The organism is Limibacter armeniacum, from assembly GCF_036880985.1.
Taxonomy (GTDB): Bacteria; Bacteroidota; Bacteroidia; order Cytophagales; family Flammeovirgaceae; genus Limibacter; species Limibacter armeniacum.
The window spans coordinates 2,638,843-2,656,575 of record NZ_JBAJNO010000009.1; the positions used below are offsets into that span (position 1 = coordinate 2,638,843).

General features: G+C 35.9%; 16 protein-coding genes. 9 read left to right on the plus strand and 7 right to left on the minus strand.

Annotated features, from left to right (window positions below):
* Positions 1-86: 86 nt before the first annotated feature.
* The 7 genes from coaE to V6R21_RS28820 form a co-directional block, all read right to left on the minus strand.
* The gene (gene coaE / locus V6R21_RS28790; RefSeq protein ID WP_334246954.1) at positions 87-695 is read right to left on the minus strand and encodes a dephospho-CoA kinase; all 609 of its coding nucleotides are present in this window, start codon (positions 693-695) and stop codon (positions 87-89) included.
* Positions 688-1,689, minus strand: a complete 1,002-nt coding sequence (locus V6R21_RS28795) for a YbbR-like domain-containing protein (protein ID WP_334246955.1) — start codon at positions 1,687-1,689, stop codon at positions 688-690. The genes coaE and V6R21_RS28795 overlap by 8 nt, the downstream gene beginning before the upstream one ends.
* 154 nt (positions 1,690-1,843) lie before the next feature.
* Positions 1,844-2,167 (minus strand): preprotein translocase subunit YajC, encoded by a 324-nt coding sequence (gene yajC, locus V6R21_RS28800; protein WP_334246956.1) that lies wholly within the window; start codon positions 2,165-2,167, stop codon positions 1,844-1,846.
* A 99-nt stretch (positions 2,168-2,266) separates the two neighbouring features.
* A complete protein-coding gene (locus tag V6R21_RS28805) occupies positions 2,267-2,761 on the minus strand; it encodes a DUF1573 domain-containing protein (protein ID WP_334246957.1) in 495 nt (164 codons plus the stop codon).
* A gap of 51 nt (positions 2,762-2,812) precedes the next feature.
* Positions 2,813-3,124 carry a YtxH domain-containing protein gene (locus V6R21_RS28810; protein WP_334246959.1) on the minus strand — a complete coding sequence of 104 codons (312 nt, stop codon included), beginning with the start codon at positions 3,122-3,124 and terminating at the stop codon, positions 2,813-2,815.
* Between the two features lie 262 nt (positions 3,125-3,386).
* Positions 3,387-4,565: a transcription antitermination factor NusB gene (gene nusB, locus V6R21_RS28815; RefSeq protein ID WP_334246960.1), complete on the minus strand. Its 1,179-nt coding sequence runs from the start codon at positions 4,563-4,565 to the stop codon at positions 3,387-3,389.
* A gap of 167 nt (positions 4,566-4,732) precedes the next feature.
* Positions 4,733-5,431 (minus strand): ComF family protein, encoded by a 699-nt coding sequence (locus V6R21_RS28820; RefSeq protein ID WP_334246961.1) that lies wholly within the window; start codon positions 5,429-5,431, stop codon positions 4,733-4,735.
* A gap of 130 nt (positions 5,432-5,561) precedes the next feature.
* Here V6R21_RS28820 and V6R21_RS28825 point away from each other — a divergent pair, with 130 nt between their 5' ends.
* The 9 genes from V6R21_RS28825 (at position 5,562) to V6R21_RS28865 (ending at position 17,521) form a co-directional block, all read left to right on the plus strand.
* Positions 5,562-5,909 carry a carboxymuconolactone decarboxylase family protein gene (locus V6R21_RS28825; RefSeq protein ID WP_334246962.1) on the plus strand — a complete coding sequence of 116 codons (348 nt, stop codon included), beginning with the start codon at positions 5,562-5,564 and terminating at the stop codon, positions 5,907-5,909.
* 73 nt (positions 5,910-5,982) lie between these two features.
* A complete protein-coding gene (locus V6R21_RS28830) occupies positions 5,983-6,336 on the plus strand; it encodes a hypothetical protein (protein WP_334246963.1) in 354 nt (117 codons plus the stop codon).
* Between the two features lie 63 nt (positions 6,337-6,399).
* The gene (locus V6R21_RS28835; protein ID WP_334246964.1) at positions 6,400-7,176 is read left to right on the plus strand and encodes an exodeoxyribonuclease III; all 777 of its coding nucleotides are present in this window, start codon (positions 6,400-6,402) and stop codon (positions 7,174-7,176) included.
* A 327-nt stretch (positions 7,177-7,503) separates the two neighbouring features.
* Complete coding sequence (locus V6R21_RS28840) at positions 7,504-9,273, plus strand: ABC transporter substrate-binding protein (protein WP_334246965.1); 1,770 nt, start codon at positions 7,504-7,506, stop codon at positions 9,271-9,273.
* A gap of 84 nt (positions 9,274-9,357) precedes the next feature.
* Positions 9,358-12,699 (plus strand): DUF4175 family protein, encoded by a 3,342-nt coding sequence (locus V6R21_RS28845; RefSeq protein ID WP_334246966.1) that lies wholly within the window; start codon positions 9,358-9,360, stop codon positions 12,697-12,699.
* A gap of 22 nt (positions 12,700-12,721) precedes the next feature.
* A complete protein-coding gene (locus V6R21_RS28850) occupies positions 12,722-13,126 on the plus strand; it encodes an ATP-binding protein (protein WP_334246967.1) in 405 nt (134 codons plus the stop codon).
* A gap of 21 nt (positions 13,127-13,147) precedes the next feature.
* Complete coding sequence (ybeY, locus tag V6R21_RS28855) at positions 13,148-13,576, plus strand: rRNA maturation RNase YbeY (protein WP_334246968.1); 429 nt, start codon at positions 13,148-13,150, stop codon at positions 13,574-13,576.
* 261 nt (positions 13,577-13,837) lie between these two features.
* Positions 13,838-15,703 carry a tRNA uridine-5-carboxymethylaminomethyl(34) synthesis enzyme MnmG gene (gene mnmG / locus V6R21_RS28860; RefSeq protein WP_334246969.1) on the plus strand — a complete coding sequence of 622 codons (1,866 nt, stop codon included), beginning with the start codon at positions 13,838-13,840 and terminating at the stop codon, positions 15,701-15,703.
* Positions 15,704-15,823: 120 nt separating this feature from the next.
* Complete coding sequence (locus V6R21_RS28865) at positions 15,824-17,521, plus strand: Ig-like domain-containing domain (protein WP_334246970.1); 1,698 nt, start codon at positions 15,824-15,826, stop codon at positions 17,519-17,521.
* Positions 17,522-17,733 lie beyond the last annotated feature (212 nt).

Genomic DNA, 17,733 nt, shown 5'->3' on the forward strand with positions numbered 1-17,733 from the left:
GTGCTGCGAAACTAATCAGACTTTATTTAAAATTGAACCCTGAAAAAACATATTTTTAACATATAGATAAAAATACGTTCAGCTATTCATAAATTTCCATTAGAAAACTGCTCATGTAGTGCCAATAGCTTTGGTATCACCAGCTCAGAGTTATCATTGTGTATAATGATATCTGCTTTTGCAGCTCGTTCTTTATCTGAAATTTGTTTAGCAATGATGCCTTTAATTTGCTCTTCAGATCGTTGAGGATCTCTTTTTAAAACTCTCCTGATTCGTTCCTCCTCATTACAAACTACCGCTATCACTTGATCCAGTGACTTATGACTATTTGATTCAAACATCAGGGCAGCCTCTTTGACCACATAAGGAAAATGTTTCAAGTAATAAGCAGCCCACTCCTGGTAATGTAACCCAACCAAAGGGTGTACTAAGCTATTCAAGACTTTCACTTTCTCAGAATCAGAAAAAACCTGACCGGCTAAGTATTGTCTGTTAAGTGTACCGTCAGGGTAGTATGAATCATCCCCAAATGCAGATTTTACCTTTCCTACAAGATTTGGGTCTTTAACCATTAACTCTTTGGCCATACTGTCTGCATCATATACAGGTACCCCTAATAACCTAAAGAATTTACAGATCAGGCTTTTTCCAGCTCCGATTCCTCCTGTAATCCCTACCTGCACACCTTTACTCATCTTTCTTGTTTTTAATTCTCAGTTTTACCCGCTCAGGATATACAGTTACATTTCTGAAGCGATCATCCAATGTTACCATTGGTTTTATAGTTGTATCAGCTTTGTTCAAATCTTTATACTCCAACCATACATTTAAGGAATCTATATCTTCCATTATATCATACTCCTTAATCTCATAACTGATATATACAGTTTCGTTAACTGGCTCAACATTGGAAGGGAAATCTACCAGACGCAGTTTGGCTGGTACTCTTTCCTTTACAATATAAGCCACTTCAAAACTTACATTCACTTCAGCATAATCCACGGAAGTATATTTCTGATTAGCCTTGGTTATCGGTACACTCTCATCAAAACTTTCCTCAATAGGCTCGTGTTCATCCAAGTCTATCGTCCAAACGGGTGGCAACTTTGAGATAAAGGACTTTGGCCCTGTAAAGTTTACCGTATCAGGAGTGATAAATACATCAGACACTACTTCATAACCTTCACCCAGTGGGATAGAAGCAATATCAACCTTGAGAGGTACTGACTTATCAACGAGTTCATCATAGTCAAAAAACACTGAATCCTCCATCAAGTAATTAACCTTCAATCCTTTTAAAAGTCTATTTACCTCAGGTAAAAGCATCTTACCCGTCACAAAATTGATGTTGACAGGATTCTCTATATCCAGGTTCAAAGTATTTAAACTAAAACCCAAACTTTTACTCAGCAATGCCCAGCCATTGCCAGTCACATTCACTGTCAAGTGATTTGGAGGGGTACTCAAAGCTACAATGTTAGCTTGCTCATATTGTACTTTAAGAGGGATATCAATGTTAGTTGTGTGGTCTTCATTTAAAGAATGGAAAATCCAAAATGTAAATGCAGTCACAAAGCAAATGGACAGCGCCCGCCAATCCCATTTTCTTATGCTCCGGAAAAGCTCATTATCAAGGTTGATGCGCCTTCTCCAATATCTATATAAGCTTGTAACTCTGAATTTTTTCATACTGACATTGCTGAGAATGTATGGTTTAGGTCAAGTATAAGGTTCAATGTATTAGAATAATGCATAAAAATAGAAAATAAACTTAAGCCAAAAAAAATGGCTCCTATTCTTGTTTGAATAGGAGCCATTTTATATTATGAAAAGACAAACTTACTTATTTTTTCTCTCCACCTCCGAACACTGTTTTTGTGTTCTCAAAAGAAATTGAAGACTTTTCAAATCTGATCTTAGTTCCTTTATCTACTTCTACCAGTACTGTGTCCCCTTCAATTGCAGCCACCGTACCGTGCATACCTCCAACAGTTACGACACTGTCACCCTTCTTTAATCCTTTTGAAAATTCTTGCTGCTGCTTTTGCTTCTTTTGCTGAGGTCTCATCATAAAGAAATAGAAAATTGCCACCATGGCAACAATCATCAGGATTTGACTGTAGTTAGCCAACCCACCTCCAGCTTGTAAAAGTACTGTATAAAGCATTGTTTTAAATTTTTATTCTCCCCATCATGAGGAAAACTTCAGTTTAGTTGATATTAAAATATAAACCCACAAGCAATGCCTGTGGGTTTTGCAATATTATTACATGGTCTTTACTGGACCTTCTGCTGTCTCTTCTTTAACCACATTACCTGTGATCTTAATTGATGATAGTCCATCTTCAATGTTAGCATAGATAGTAATAGCCTTGTTCTGTTGGCCAACTTTACCTCTACTGTTGAAGACTACTTTCAAGTCACCTGTTTCACCAGGAGCCACTGCCTCTTTAGGCCATTCAGGAGCAGTACAACCACAAGTTGTTTTCACATTCGTGATTTGCAGTGGAATACTTCCTGAGTTAGTAAACTTGAAGATATGCTCTACAACATCACCTTGTTGGATATCACCGAAGTCATAAAGTTTCTCTTCGAATTCGATAGCAGCTACTGCTTCGTTAGTCTCAGTACCACCTGTACTAGTCTGAACTTTTACTACATCTTCTGAACCTGCATTGCTCTTTTCTTTTTCAGCATTACACGCGAAAAGCATAGATGCACTCAATGCGCAAAGTCCAATTATTTTTGTGATTTTTTTCATAACCTTTAGCTCTATAAGGGTTTCAGGGTTATATAGTTAGATATTGATTTATTATTCTGTATCTGGTCCAGATGCAATTTTATTTTTCAATGCATCAACCTCATTCATCAATTGCTCAGCATGCTTGATGGCATCAGAAATCACTTTTTGTCCTTCTGTTTTAGCCGCAGAAATATGCTCATTGCGACCTTCCATCAAGTCATCAATCAGCTCTTGAAGACTTTCTTTGTATTTGTCAAGACGGTAGCTCAACCTATCTCTTGTACTCTTACCTTTATCTGGCGCGTAAAGTACTCCTACCAATGCACCTGCCGCAGCGCCTGCCAAAAAAGCCAGCAGAGAATTACCTGAATTTTTACTCATTTGTGTGTGATTTTAGTGTGAAAAAAACTTCAGCGCTCTTCTCGATAAATTAAAATATTTATTAGAAAAGGAACTTTCCTTGTTCAATCGCCATATAGACGATTAAAGTAGAAAAATCAGCATTTTCTACCAAAAAAAATAAAAAACACCTTCAGTTTTCACTTTTTTAAGATTCTTCCTATATAAAACAGATACTGAGCTTATTGAGTAATTGTTTCAATATTCCCAGTATCTGCTTATACTTTTATCAAATCTTAAGATATTATTTGTTATCGATGAGCCCTCTACCACTCTTTCTGATCTGACCACTCTTCATCATTTGGTCAGAAACAGCATCTAGAATACCATTGATAAACTGCCAACTTTTTGGAGTAGAGTACATCTTTGAGATTTCAATAAACTCATTGATTGTCACTTTTACAGGGATATTAGGGAAGTTTACCATCTCTGTAAGTGCCATGCTCAAAAGAATGCTATCAACTCTTGCCATTCTTTCTTTCGCCCACTTTTTAGAGTTCTTACCAATTATCTCAACGTAATCTCTCTCTTGTTGTAGTGTATGCTTATAAAGCTCTTCAAAGAACACCTTATCCTCATCCCAATTTTTAGAGATAGAAAGGAGCTCCAAATCAACATCACCTTCTTCGATGCTTTTTATCGTCTTTACAAGCATGCTTTTCAGGATTGTCTTGTTTTCGGTCCAGTTGATATCCTCTTCTTCGAAGACAGGCTCAACCATATCATGCTTGAACATAAAGTCTTTCAGCAGGTAACGAGCGACAGTTTTGTCTCTTTCGAAGCTTTTCTCCTGATCAGCAAAAGCCATAAACGACTCTTCCTTTTTCAGAATTCTTAGCCACTCCTTCACTCGATCGATATCTTCAGCACGCTTGATCTTATGCTTTTCAATTTCTTCTGTAAGCTTAAAGTTTCTGTTAAGCTTTTCGATCAGCATATTTCCAGAAAGTATGTTATGAAGAATTGTATCTTTCTCAATATTCTTCACGCCACGCTCTACTTTTTGCTCCAGCTCTGATTGAGCATAGTCCGAAAGGTCAATCAGGTACTGTAAGAATTTCAGGTACTTGAAGTACAGTTTCTCTGTTTCGGAAAGCATTTTGGTTCTGAAACTTTCCTTATCGTTTTGTACAAGTGAACGATAGTAGGATACTGCATCAGCTCCAATTTTGATCATTTTTTCATCAAGCTTGTCACTTGTTAACTGAGATGTTCCATCTTCATGGTTATGGGCAAGATACTCCAAAACCAATCTTTCCTTCTCTGCAACTTGCTCTTTGTGATCCTTACCGATTATGCTCAGTTCCTCGGCAAACTCTTCTTTGATCTGATCTACAGCCAACTCGTAGTTAGACTCTTTACTTTGCTTGAAAGCATAAATGCTTTGCATTACCTTTACTCTAAGTATCCTTCGATTGAGCATATATAAAAACGATTTATCAAATTTTCAGAACCCAAAAAGGCACGTTTTGACTCAGAAAAACATACCTTTAGTCCTCATTTGGGAACATTTCCCCAAATTTCACCGCAAAGGTATAAATTAAACACGGAATCTCTGAGAATGAGTCGTTTTTTGTACTTAATAGATCTTTATCGAGGAAGTGCAATCGTTGCTATACTTACCTCCTTACAACCTTTTGAAACCAAAACCTTTATACAGGCTTCCAAAGTAGCTCCAGTCGTTACGACATCATCTACCAACAAAACCCTTAGCCCTCTAAGTTCGACGGCTGAATCTACACTAAATGCATCTTCCATATTTTCAAACCTAGCCATTCTACTTTTCTTGGTTTGACTCTCTGTATGACTCACCTTTTTAAGAAGGTTGACATCACAATTGACCTCAAGTATTTCAGAAAGACCTAATGCAAACCCATCACACTGATTATAACCTCTTCTTCTTCTCTTTACGGGATGAATTGGCACAGGAACCACCAGATCAAACTGTCCTTCAAACTCTTGTCTAAGTTGACTTCCATACCAATAACCAAACATACTGCTCAATGATTCTGCTCCCTCATATTTTAATGCATGAAGTAATTGTTGTACACAACCACCTTTATTAAAGTAGCAATATGCAAAACCATATCTGACAGGTACTTTACCCCAAAACTTTCTAACCAATTCATTATCATTCGGAGTAGTGTGAAGGTCAGTTTCTGGAATTGTCAGTCTGCATTTTGTACATACCAACGCTTCATTATTTCCCAATACCTCTCCACAGCCATGACATGACTCTGGAAATAGTAGAAACAACAGGTCTTGAAAGTACTTTTTTATAAACATCATGAGTGCTTGGCGGTTATTATAACTTACTTTGGGATAAAGGGTTATGACAGTGGAGGAGAACCTTTGTGATTATAATCATTAAATCATCAAAGCAATAGTCTAACAATCAACTCTTTTGTAATTTTGCAGGATGAACAAGATAGAAGAATTTAGGTCTTTCAGAAGTGAGATGAACGAGAAGATTCTCGCTACTGACAATAAGGTAGTTAAGCGTATCTTTAGCTTAGACTCTTTGGCTTTTAAGGAAGGGGCATTAGATGTGAAAACCAAAGAAATGATTGGTTTGACTATATCGTTATCCCTCAGATGTGATGACTGCGTAAAGTATCATCTTGAGAAATGTAAGGAAGTAGGCTTTACAAATGAGCAAATTATTGAAGGCATGTCTATTGCCAACCTAATCGGTGGTACGATTGTCATTCCTCATTTAAGAAGAGCTGTTGCTTATCTTGAGGAACTGGATAGCGAAACACTCTGATTATTTTAATTGAAGGTGTAGTCGTACTGAGCTTATCAGCCTTGACTACACTTTTTTATTTATAATTGTGACCATGACAGAAACTGAAATAAATATAGAGTGGAAAAAACTGACAATAAAGCTTCAGGAGTCTTTTCAAAAAGAGCCTGACTTAAAGACAGTTTTGTTCCTCATCGGTGTACAAGAGCTAGGAAAAGGGGCTCAACACTTTAGTAAGGAAGAGAAGCAAGACCTGATGCATATTGCTATATGTAAGATATTGAGCTACTCCGGATATTACGAACTGGAAGGAGTAGACAAGGAAGGCTGGCCTATTTGGAAAAGTACCAAGAAGCTACCATTCCTAAATATTTTGAATCAGGAATCTTTATTGAAAATGCACGTACTTGAATATTTCGAGAAAGAAGTATTTGGTACTGAGCAATAACTATCCCTTACGACTAACAATAATTACATTGTTTAAACATTGAATTAACAATACAAACTTCTTATGAAAATCATATCCTACAATGTCAATGGCATTAGAGCTGCCATGAATAAAGGCTTAATAGACTGGCTAAAAGAAGAAAATCCCGATGTCATTTGTTTCCAAGAAGTGAAAGCTGAAGAAAATCAAGTGGCATTAGATGAGTTTCATAAGCTAGGGTATGAAAATATTTACTGGTTTTCAGCTCAAAAGAAAGGGTATAGTGGAGTAGCAGTAGCTTCCAAAGTAAAGGCTGTTGGTTATTCAAAAGGAATGGGAGTAGAAGCCTATGACAATGAAGGAAGAACCATTAAAGTTGATTTTCCAGACTTTTCATTGATCAATGCTTATTTCCCTTCAGGGACATCAGGAGAAGAGCGTCAGCAATTTAAATACAGCTTTCTAGAAGATTTCAACCATTACATTGATGGGTTGAAAAGCGACCAACCGAACCTGGTCATCTGTGGAGATTTCAATATTTGCCATAAACCTATAGATATCCATAACCCTGTATCAAATAAAAACTCATCAGGCTTTTTGCCAGAGGAGCGAGAATGGGTTACTGATTTTATGGAAAAAAGAGAGTTTCAAGATGCCTTCCGTTCATTTGTTGAAGCTCCTCACAGATATAGCTGGTGGACATACAGAGCTGGAGCCAGAAAGAACAATAAAGGGTGGCGTATTGACTATTTTATGGTAGCTAACTCTATGAAAGATAAAATGACAAATAGTGACATTCTGGATCAAGTTGTACATTCAGACCACTGCCCTGTGATGCTTCAGCTACACTGCCAAAACTAATCCTGACATTAATAACAACAGGAAACCACTTTTTGTCGAGATAATCCTTAAAAAGTCTGATAAAGAAATATTTTTAAATATTTTTATATCAATGGATTGTTTTTTCAATATACAACCCATGCACTTAAGTGGTGAATCGACTACTTAAGTGCATTGGCTGATATAACTAAACCTTAGTCAATTCTCTTTTACTAAAGCTACTTTAAAAGTGCTAAGTAGAAATAAAACGAAGTGTTTGATCATTCGATAAATACCACTTGTGTATTCGTGATTGATTATAAAACCTCTTCATAAAAAATGAGATTCAACTGAAAAGTCTTCTAACACATGAAACGACTTACTACTATTTTCACCTTACTGCTGTGTACTCTAATCTACAGCTGTAAAACAACACCTGACGAAAGAACCCGTACCGACGAACTTAAAGCCGCTGATGGGGACAAGTTTTATGGTGGGATATTCAAGCTAAATGAACCTGAATATATTAAGAATCTTTTTCCTCATAGCATTATTGATATTTACTCTTACAGAGTAGCATCGCAGATTTATGAAGGGCTTTTCAAGTTTGATCAAAGAAATCTAGAAGTTATCCCTAGTTTGGTTGAGGATTATTCTGTTAGTGAAGATCAAACTACTTATACATTTAAGTTAAAAGATGAAATCTATTTTCATGACGACGCCTGCTTCCCTAATGGAAAAGGCAAAAAGCTTTCGGCTGAAGATGTGAAGTACTGCTTTACACTGTCATGTAGTAAAAGCAAGAATAATCAAAGCAGTAACCTTTTTGTAGGTTTGGTTAAAGGAGCTAAGGAGTATTACGAAGCTAGCAGCACTAACTCTGAAGCTGAACAAACTGTTCCAGAAGTATCCGGAATAAAAGTAATTGACAACCTAACATTGGAAATTACTTTGGAGGAGCCTAACTCAATGTTCCTTTACAACCTTGCTCGTCCTGGTGCATTTATCTTCCCAAAAGAGGCATACCAGCTGTATGGAGAGGAAATGAGAACCAAGTGTGTAGGTACAGGTCCTTTCAAGCTTGCCAGCGTTGACGAAGACATTTCCATCATTCTTAAAAAGAATGAAAATTATCATGGTACTGATATGTATGGCAATAAGCTTCCATTTCTTGATGCAATTGTCATAACATTTGTGAAAGACAAAAAGATAGAAATGCTTCAATTCAAGAAGCACGAATTGGACATGATGTACCGCATTCCAACAGAATATATCATCAATGTATTAGAGGAAAGCAGTGATGCTAATGCTAATAAGCAATATGAGCTACAGCGTGTTCCTGAGATGTCAACTCAATGCTTAGCCTTCAATAACAGCAGCAAAGTTTTCAAGGATGTAAACGTTAGGAAAGCCTTCTCTTTTGCTATTGACAGAGAGCGTATTTTAGACTATATTCTAAACGGAGAAGGTTATAAGGAGGGTATTCATGGTATAACGCCTCCCGTCTTCAATAAGTATGATATCACAAAGATTAAAGGTTATTCTTTCAATATCGATTCAGCTAAGATCTATTTAAGCAAAGCAGGGTATCCTAATGGAAAAGGTTTTCCAACTGTAACTTTAGATTTGAACACTGAAGGGGAACAATACAGCAATGTTGCACTTGAAGTGAAAAAGCAACTTGAGAGTCACCTCAATATCAACATTGATCTCAAAATTTCTCCTTTCGCACAAATTGTAGAAAAGAGCACCTCAGGTAACTATGAATTCTTAAGACTTGCTTGGATTGCTGACTACCCAAGTCCTGAAAATTACCTTTGGGCATACCACAGTAAATCTCTACCTGAAAACCCTGATGAGAAATCATATCCTAACCTGACTAGGTACAAAAACCCTTTGTTTGATAAATACTATGAGCAAGCAATGGCAGCAAAATCAACTGATGAGGCTTTTGAAAATTTCATGAAAGCTGAAAAAGTACTTATGCAGGATGCGCCATTTTTGGTTCTTTGGTATGACGAAGGATATAGACTGATTCAGTCATACGTAAAAGACTTTCCTAATAACCCAATGCAGTACAGAGACTTCAGTACTGTATACTTCAGCAATGAAAAAGATTTTATGGCCCAAGCTGAATAATTAGAAAATGGCAGTACTTTTCAAGGTACTGCCATTCAATACTAGCACAAGTTTGGCCTTCACTACTTTAAAACTGCAACGCTTATGTTAGAGAATAAAATCAAGCGTTACAAACAGAAATACTACCGTAATGCCATCATTAAGGGTAGTATTTTTGCTTTGACCGTGATCCTGTCTACCTTTTTGCTCGTAAATGCATTAGAATACCTAGGGTCTTTTAATAAGCTAACCCGTGCTATATTATTCTTCAGCTTTATAGCCATAATATCTATATCATTTTACCACTGGGTATTTTTACCTTTATCTAAACTATTTTTTGAGAATCGGCAAATTTCCGATCAAGATGCGGCCAAACAAATAGGCAAATCCTTTCCCACAGTAGCAGACAAACTGCTCAACACCCTTCAGATTAGTCAATCGAATCAAGACTCTGACCTAGTAAAAGCCAGTATTCAGCAAAAAGCATCTGTATTTAACCAGATAGACTTTACTGAAGCAATACAGTATAAAGAAAACAACCACTACCTAAAGTTCCTGGCGATTCCTGCATTTCTCATCATCACGGTATTAGCACTTGAACCTCAAGTCTTTACAGAAAGTACTCCAAAGATTATCAACTATAAAAAGGAATACATTCCACAAGCGCCATTTCAGTTTAACTTGCAAAACAAAGATTTGACAGCATTCCGAAATGATAACTTCACACTAGAACTGAAGCTAACAGGAAGAGCCCTACCAAATGATGTTTATATAGAGACTGAAGATGGACGGAAACTCAAAATGACAGCTGGTAAGGAGGGGAGTACTTTCAAGTATGAATTCAAGAAGATACAGAAAGGAATGAAGTTTCAGTTTGCATCTGCTGGTTATTTCTCTTCTGACTACAACCTCAAGGTTATTCAACGACCAAGTCTGAGTAATTTCAATATTCGTTTAGAGTATCCTAAGTATATTAATAAAGCAGATGAAACTGTAAGTAACACAGGCAACTTGATGGTTCCTGAAGGCACTAAAGTTTCATGGCAGTTCAATACCCAAATGGCTGAAAACCTACACATCAAATTTGAAAGTGATAGTACCGGTATTGATGCTACAAAAGTTTCTGATGCACTTTTTGAATATCAGAAAGTAGCAAAAGAGTCTTCGAACTATAAGGTTATCCTCAAAAACGATTTCAGTACTAATAAAGATAATATCGAGTACTTCCTGAATGTCATTCCTGACAAGTTTCCTTCTATCAGTCTAAGACAATTTGAGGACACTGTAATGTATAATTACCTCTTGGTAGGTGGTAATATAGGAGATGACTATGGAGTTACAGCCCTTAAACTCAGATATAGAATACACGACTCTGGAAGTAAGTCAAAAGGTCAGTTTAAGGCAATAAATATCCCTTTCAATAAAAAGGCGATAAACCAAAGCTATTTCTATAGGTTGAATATCTCTGACTTCAAGCTAAACCAAGGGCAAAGACTCGAATACTTTGTTGAAGTATGGGATAACGATGCTGTTAATGGAAGAAAAAGGAGTAAGACCAATAACTTTGAATTTAAACTACCTAGTAAAGAGGAGCTGAAAAATGAGTTGGCAAAAGAAACCAAAAACACAAAGTCCAACCTAGATAAAACACTGCAAAAAAGTCAGCAGCTAGAAAAAGACCTCGAGAATATTCAGGATAAGCTTAAAGGACGGAAACAACTAACTTGGCAGGACAAAAAGGATATTGAACAACTAATTGAGAAAAAGAAAGAGCTTGAAAATGAAATCAAGCAACTTCAAGAGCAGTATAAAATCACCAATGAGAAGTCCGAGAAGTTCAATGACCAAAACAAAGAAGAACTAAGTGACAAAGCTGCACAGCTACAAAAGTTAATGGACGAACTTCTTGATGAAGAAACAAAGAAGCTCTATGACGAACTGAATAAACTTCTTGAGCAAAACTATATCAATCAGAACTTACAGGAGAATCTAGATAATATTCAACAGAAGCAAAAAAACTTAAAGAATGAGCTAGATAGGGCCTTGGAATTATTTAAAAAGCTAAAGGTAGAACAGAAAGCCAACGAAATCGTAGATGAATTAAAAGAGCTTAGTAAAGATCAAGAAAAGCTCGCACAAGAAACAGAGAAGGAGGACAACTCCAACAACAATAAGGATGCTACTGAACAGCTGAAAGAACAAGAAGAGCTTAATAAAAAGTTTGAGGACATCAAAAAAGAAATGGATGACCTCAAAAAAATGAATGAAGAACTTGATAACTCTAATCAAGATTATGAGCAATTTGATTCTGATCAAAAACAAATTGAGCAAGATCAGCAGAACGCTCAGCAACAACTAGAACAACAGCAAAAAAAGCAAGCATCTCAATCACAAAAGAAAGCTGCTGATAAAATGCAGCAGATGGCTCAACAAATGGAGCAGCAAATGCAGTCGTCTCAAATGCAGCAAATGTCTGAGAACTATGATGACTTGAGACAAATAATGGACAACCTGATTAAACTTTCATTTGACCAGGAACAATTAATGAAAGACTTCAAGTCAGTTAAACGAATAGACCCTAAATTTGTCGATCTGTCTCAGGACCAGCTCAAGCTAAAAGATGATGCTAAATACATAGAAGACTCATTGATTTCACTATCAAAAAGGGTATTCCAAATACAATCCTTTGTGACTAGGGAAGTGACTGAGATGAACAAGTACATGGATGAAAGCTTGGATGCAATCAGAAAAAGAATCCCTGAAATAGCGTCCAGTAAACAGCAGTTTGCCATGACTTCTATCAATAATTTAGCATTACTACTTAACGATATTTTGGATCAGATGCAGATGCAAATGAGTCAAAGTATGAGTGGCAAGCAGAATAATCAACAGAAGCAAAACACTCCAAGTATGAGTGAATTGCAGAAGCAACTGAACCAGCAGATACAAGAACTTAAAAAAAGTGGTAAATCTGGTAGACAGTTATCTGAAGAACTTGCTAAACTTGCAGCCCAACAAGAAATGATTCGCAATGCGATGAAGCAACAGATGGGTAAGGGCAAAGAGCAAATGAAAGGAAAAGAAGGTAAAGAAAGTGGTGGAAAAGAAGGAGAAGGTGGGGAGCCTTACAAGCAGATGCTTGAAGAAATGGAAAAAACAGAGGAGGATTTAGTCAATAAAAAACTCACAGACGAACTCATAAAAAGACAGCGAGAGATTTTAACACGATTACTGGAATCTGAAAAAGCTGCCAAGGAAAAAGAACTTGACGAAGAAAGAAAAGGAGAAATAGCTGAACAGCAAAAGAAATCTACGCCTCCAAATAACTTCGATGAGTATTTAAAGAAAAAAGAGTTACAAATTGAACTCTTGAGAACTATACCTACTTCCTTGAACCAATATTATAAACAAGAAGTAAATAAGTATTTCGAAAAGATCAAGAAATAGCGTTTGAAACAAATCTGTAAATATGAAGCCATTTAAGCTTAAAATTCCATCGATTACTGACAACCTTAGAATTGTAGAAAGTTTTATCGATCAAGCAAGGGAAGAATTAAAATTCGATGATGATATCTACGGTAATATCATGATAGCTGTAACTGAATCGGTCAACAATGCTATTATTCATGGCAACAAAAACAATAAGGATAAAAACGTACATTTGTCGTTGGTAATGGAAGATGATAATATCTCTTTTACAGTAGAAGATGAAGGTATTGGCTTCAACTTTCTAGATCTTCCTGACCCTACAGCTCCTGAAAATATAGACAAACCTGGAGGACGTGGAATTTTCCTTATTAAGCACTTGGCTGACGAAGTTCGATTTACCCAAGAGGGGAAAAGAGTAGAAATCATCTTTTACTTGAATTCGTAAGCAAGTAAATACTTATTTTATATGGTCGATAATATTAATTTTTTCTTTGAAGATGTAGAGTTTGATTTTTCTAACGAAGAAAAAGTCAAACAGTGGGTCGGTGATACAGTCGCTCAATATGATTTCAGTGTTGATGAAATCAACTATATTTTCTGTTCAGATGAGTACCTATATCAGATCAATGTGGAGTACCTGAACCATGATACTTATACTGATATTATTACATTTGACAACTCGGAACGTGAAGGAGAGATTCTCTCTGATATCTTTATCAGTGTAGAAAGAGTAAAAGATAATGCCTCAGAGTTTAATGTTTCATTTGAAGATGAACTACACAGAGTAATGATTCATGGGATTCTTCATCTAGTTGGTCTGAAGGATAAAACTGACGATGAAAAATCAATTATGAGAAGTACAGAAAAGAAACACCTTGACTTGAGGTCTTTCTAATAGACTAGATCTAAAGGTATTTTATATGCAAATATTGAAGTGTTCCACGTGGAACACTTTTTTTATTTATAGACTATTCTACTAGTGAAATCAGTATTTTCTTAAAAAGGTTATATGCTTGAAACATTTTTGTACAAATAATTGTCTATTAGTGGCGTACTTAAACTCCTAATAAACAATTATATTTGCACTCTAGTACGAATTAGTATAAGATAATCCTTAACGTTCCACGTGGAACATTCAATAAAATAAAGCTTAATAATGTATCCTAATTACGATATTATTGTAGTCGGAGGTGGTCATGCAGGATGCGAAGCCGCCCATGCAGCAGCTACACTAGGTTCTAAAGTTCTTCTCATTACGATGAACATGGAAACAATTGCCCAAATGAGTTGTAATCCAGCAATGGGTGGTGTTGCCAAAGGACAGATCGTAAGAGAAATTGATGCATTAGGAGGAATGTCAGGAATTATTACTGACAAGACGATGATTCAATTCCGCATGTTGAACCGATCAAAAGGTCCAGCAATGTGGAGCCCTAGAGCACAAAGTGACAGACACATGTTTGCTAGAGAGTGGCGCCTAGCCTTGGAAGCTAATCCAAATGTTGACTTCTGGCAAGATATGGTCACTGAACTTGTTGTCACGAATGGCAAATTGACTGGTGTAAAAACCAGTATAGGAATTGAATTTAATGCTAAAGCTGTTGTTCTAACAAATGGAACATTCCTAAATGGATTAATCCATATTGGTGAAAAACAATTTGGAGGAGGTAGAACAGGAGAGAGGGCCGCTAAAGGTCTTACTGAACAATTAGTCGAATTAGGCTTCGAGTCTGGACGAATGAAGACCGGAACACCTCCAAGGGTTGATGGCAGGTCTTTGAACTGGGAAGCTATGGAAGAACAAAAGGGTGATGAAAAACCTGAAAAATTCTCATATAGCGACGAAACAAAACCTTTAGAAAAGCAGCGTAGCTGTTACATCACCTATACGAACAATGAGGTTCATGAAATGCTAAAAACCGGCTTTGAAAAGTCTCCAATGTTCCAAGGAAGAATTAAAGGTCTCGGTCCAAGGTATTGTCCTTCTATAGAAGATAAAATCAATCGATTTGCAGAAAGAGAAAGACATCAGATCTTTGTGGAACCTGAAGGATGGGATACAGTAGAAATCTATGTAAATGGATTCTCAACTTCACTACCAGAAGATGTACAATACAAAGCATTAAAAATGGTCCCTGGTTTTGAGAATGTTAGGATTTTCAGACCTGGATATGCTATTGAATATGACTTCTTCCCTCCAACACAATTACATAACACACTAGAAACCAAACTGATCCGAAACCTTTTCTTTGCAGGGCAAATAAATGGTACAACAGGATATGAGGAAGCTGCATGTCAAGGGATGATGGCAGGTATCAATGCTCACAATAATGTCCACGAAAAAGATCCATTTATATTAAGCAGATCAGATGCCTATATCGGTGTATTGATTGATGACTTGATCAATAAAGGGACAAATGAACCATATAGAATGTTTACATCAAGAGCTGAATACCGTATCCTTTTAAGGCAGGATAATGCAGACTTGAGACTAACTCCTATTGGTTATGAACTTGGGTTAGCTTCTGAAGATCGATTCAGAAAAATGGATGAAAAGAGAAAGAATATTAATAGTCTTTCTGATTTTATCAAGGACTATAGTGTCAAGACCAAGGATGCTAACCCTGTTTTAGAAGAAAATAATATTAGTCCTATGCCTCAAGGTATGAAGGCTTCTCAACTTCTAAAAAGACCTGAGATAAATATTAATGTTCTTCAAGAATGTTCTTCTGAGCTGAAAGAAACAATAGCTCAGTATAGTGATAAAGAAAAAGAAGAAGTTGAAATTCTTCTGAAGTATGAAAACTATATTGAAAAAGAAGAAAAACTTGCCAGCAAGCTAACAGTATTAGAAGGATACAAGATTCCAATTGGATTCGATTTTTCAACATTGAAGGCACTATCAGCAGAAGCCAGAGAAAAGTTGAATAAAGTTAAGCCTAGTACAATTGGTCAAGCGTCAAGAATCAGTGGAGTAAGCCCATCAGATGTTTCAATCCTAATGGTGCACTTGGAAAAGTAAAATTATAAAAACTGTTATAAACTAGGAAAAAGGCATACCTCTATCTTATTTTGGGATAGGGATATGCCTTTTTTTCTAAACTTTTTCCCGTATCCATTTACACAGTTCGGAACTATATATATGAAGATTTTAGAAATAACTTATTCTTTTTTGGCTATTGCTTCTACAGTATGGCTAGTAAGCTCATGTGCGAATATTCAACCTCCCTCTGGAGGACCAAAAGACACTACACCTCCTCATCTACTATTGACGATTCCAAAAAATGGACAAACCAATTATACAGATGAAAAAGTTACATTATTATTTGATGAGGATATACAGCAAGAAAAAATCAAGCAGGAGTTAATCATGACTCCTTATAAAAAGGATAGGACTTATAAAGTAAAGGTGAGGAAGAATAAACTTATTATGAGTTTTCTAGAACCACTGGATTCTAATACAACCTACCTCATGGATTTTAGAAATACGGTTAAAGACCTTACTGAAAAAAATGTCGCCCAAAATGTAATTCTATATTTTAGTACAGGTAGCCAACTGGACTCTATCGCTATTACAGGACAAGTAAAAGACCTCATGACAGGTGAGCCAGTAGCAGAAGGTTTTGTTGGACTTTATGATGTCAATGATACATTGGATATAGAAGATGCACAACCTCTCTATGTAACTGCTACCAATGAGAATGGCTTATATATCATCGACCGAATAAAAAAAGGGACATACCGGATATATGCCATGGAAGAGAAAGATGGCAACTTTAAGTATAACGATCGAATTGAAAAAATTGGCTTCAAGAAAGACAGCATAGTCATTGAAGAAAATATTGATGGCATTGACTTCAATATCACTGATTATGATAATAAAGAATTCAACTTTCAAAAAGCTCAAAAGAATAAGCAAAATATCCTACTCACTTTTAACAAGACTGTAGTTGACTATAAAGTGAATTTTCTTGACCCTGAGTTTAAGGATAGTCTTTTTTCTCAGTTGACTCCAGAAGGTATTGATATTTATTACATAGGCAATCAAATAATGAAAGACTCTGTTGATGTCAATGTAATAGCTATAGACTCAACCGAACAGCAACTTGACTTTACCACCAAAATTCTCTTTGAGCAATCTGAAGGAGATATAGAGGATGAAAAAGATAATAAAGGAAAAGGAACTGGTCTGTTTGGAAGAAAAAAAGAAGAAACTATAACTACTACTACACTTGATCTAAAAGTAGTGGAACCAAAAGATAAAAAGCTTGTACCAAATAGCACCAATGAGTTTGTTCTAAACTTTGACAAACTAGTACTGACTATCTTACCTGATAGCATATTTTTTATCCAAAGTGGAGATACTACAACCTTTGAAAATGATATAGTACTGAACCATAATAGAACTGAAGCCTCATTAGGAACAATTAAAGCAGATTCTGCATTTAGCATTCAATTAAAAAAAGGAGCTTTTATTTCTATCCTAAAAGACTCGACGAATGAACAAACACTTTCTTACAGTATCAAGAGTGAAGATGAATATGGAATTATAGAAGGTTTAGTAAAAGGAGATGCTCCTAACTTTTTTGTTCAGCTTTTGAATGATAAGTATGAGGTTGTAGAAGAACTAAAAAATATTAGAGAGTTTAGGTTCGAATTTATCAAACCTTCCGACTATTACATTCGGGTCTTAGTAGATGAGAATGGAGATGGTAAATGGTCAAAAGGAAATTACCTTGAGCGTATTCCTCCTGAGAAAGTAGTCGTATTTAAAAAGAAAATTACAGTTCAAGCCAATTGGGAAATCAGAAGAGAGGATACTATCATCAACATTGATTAATACTTCCTCTAAAGAAATCAGATACTTTATACATACCCTGTTGATAACATTTCAACAGGGTATTTTTTTATCATTTATCTTAACTCAGATACCCTTTATTTCTTATAGATATCATCATTCAATCATGACTGATATTCTTATAAAACAAACTAAATATTTAGTTATGTAATCATGAAATCAATTACTTATTAGTGTGTTGTTGATAAGATGAA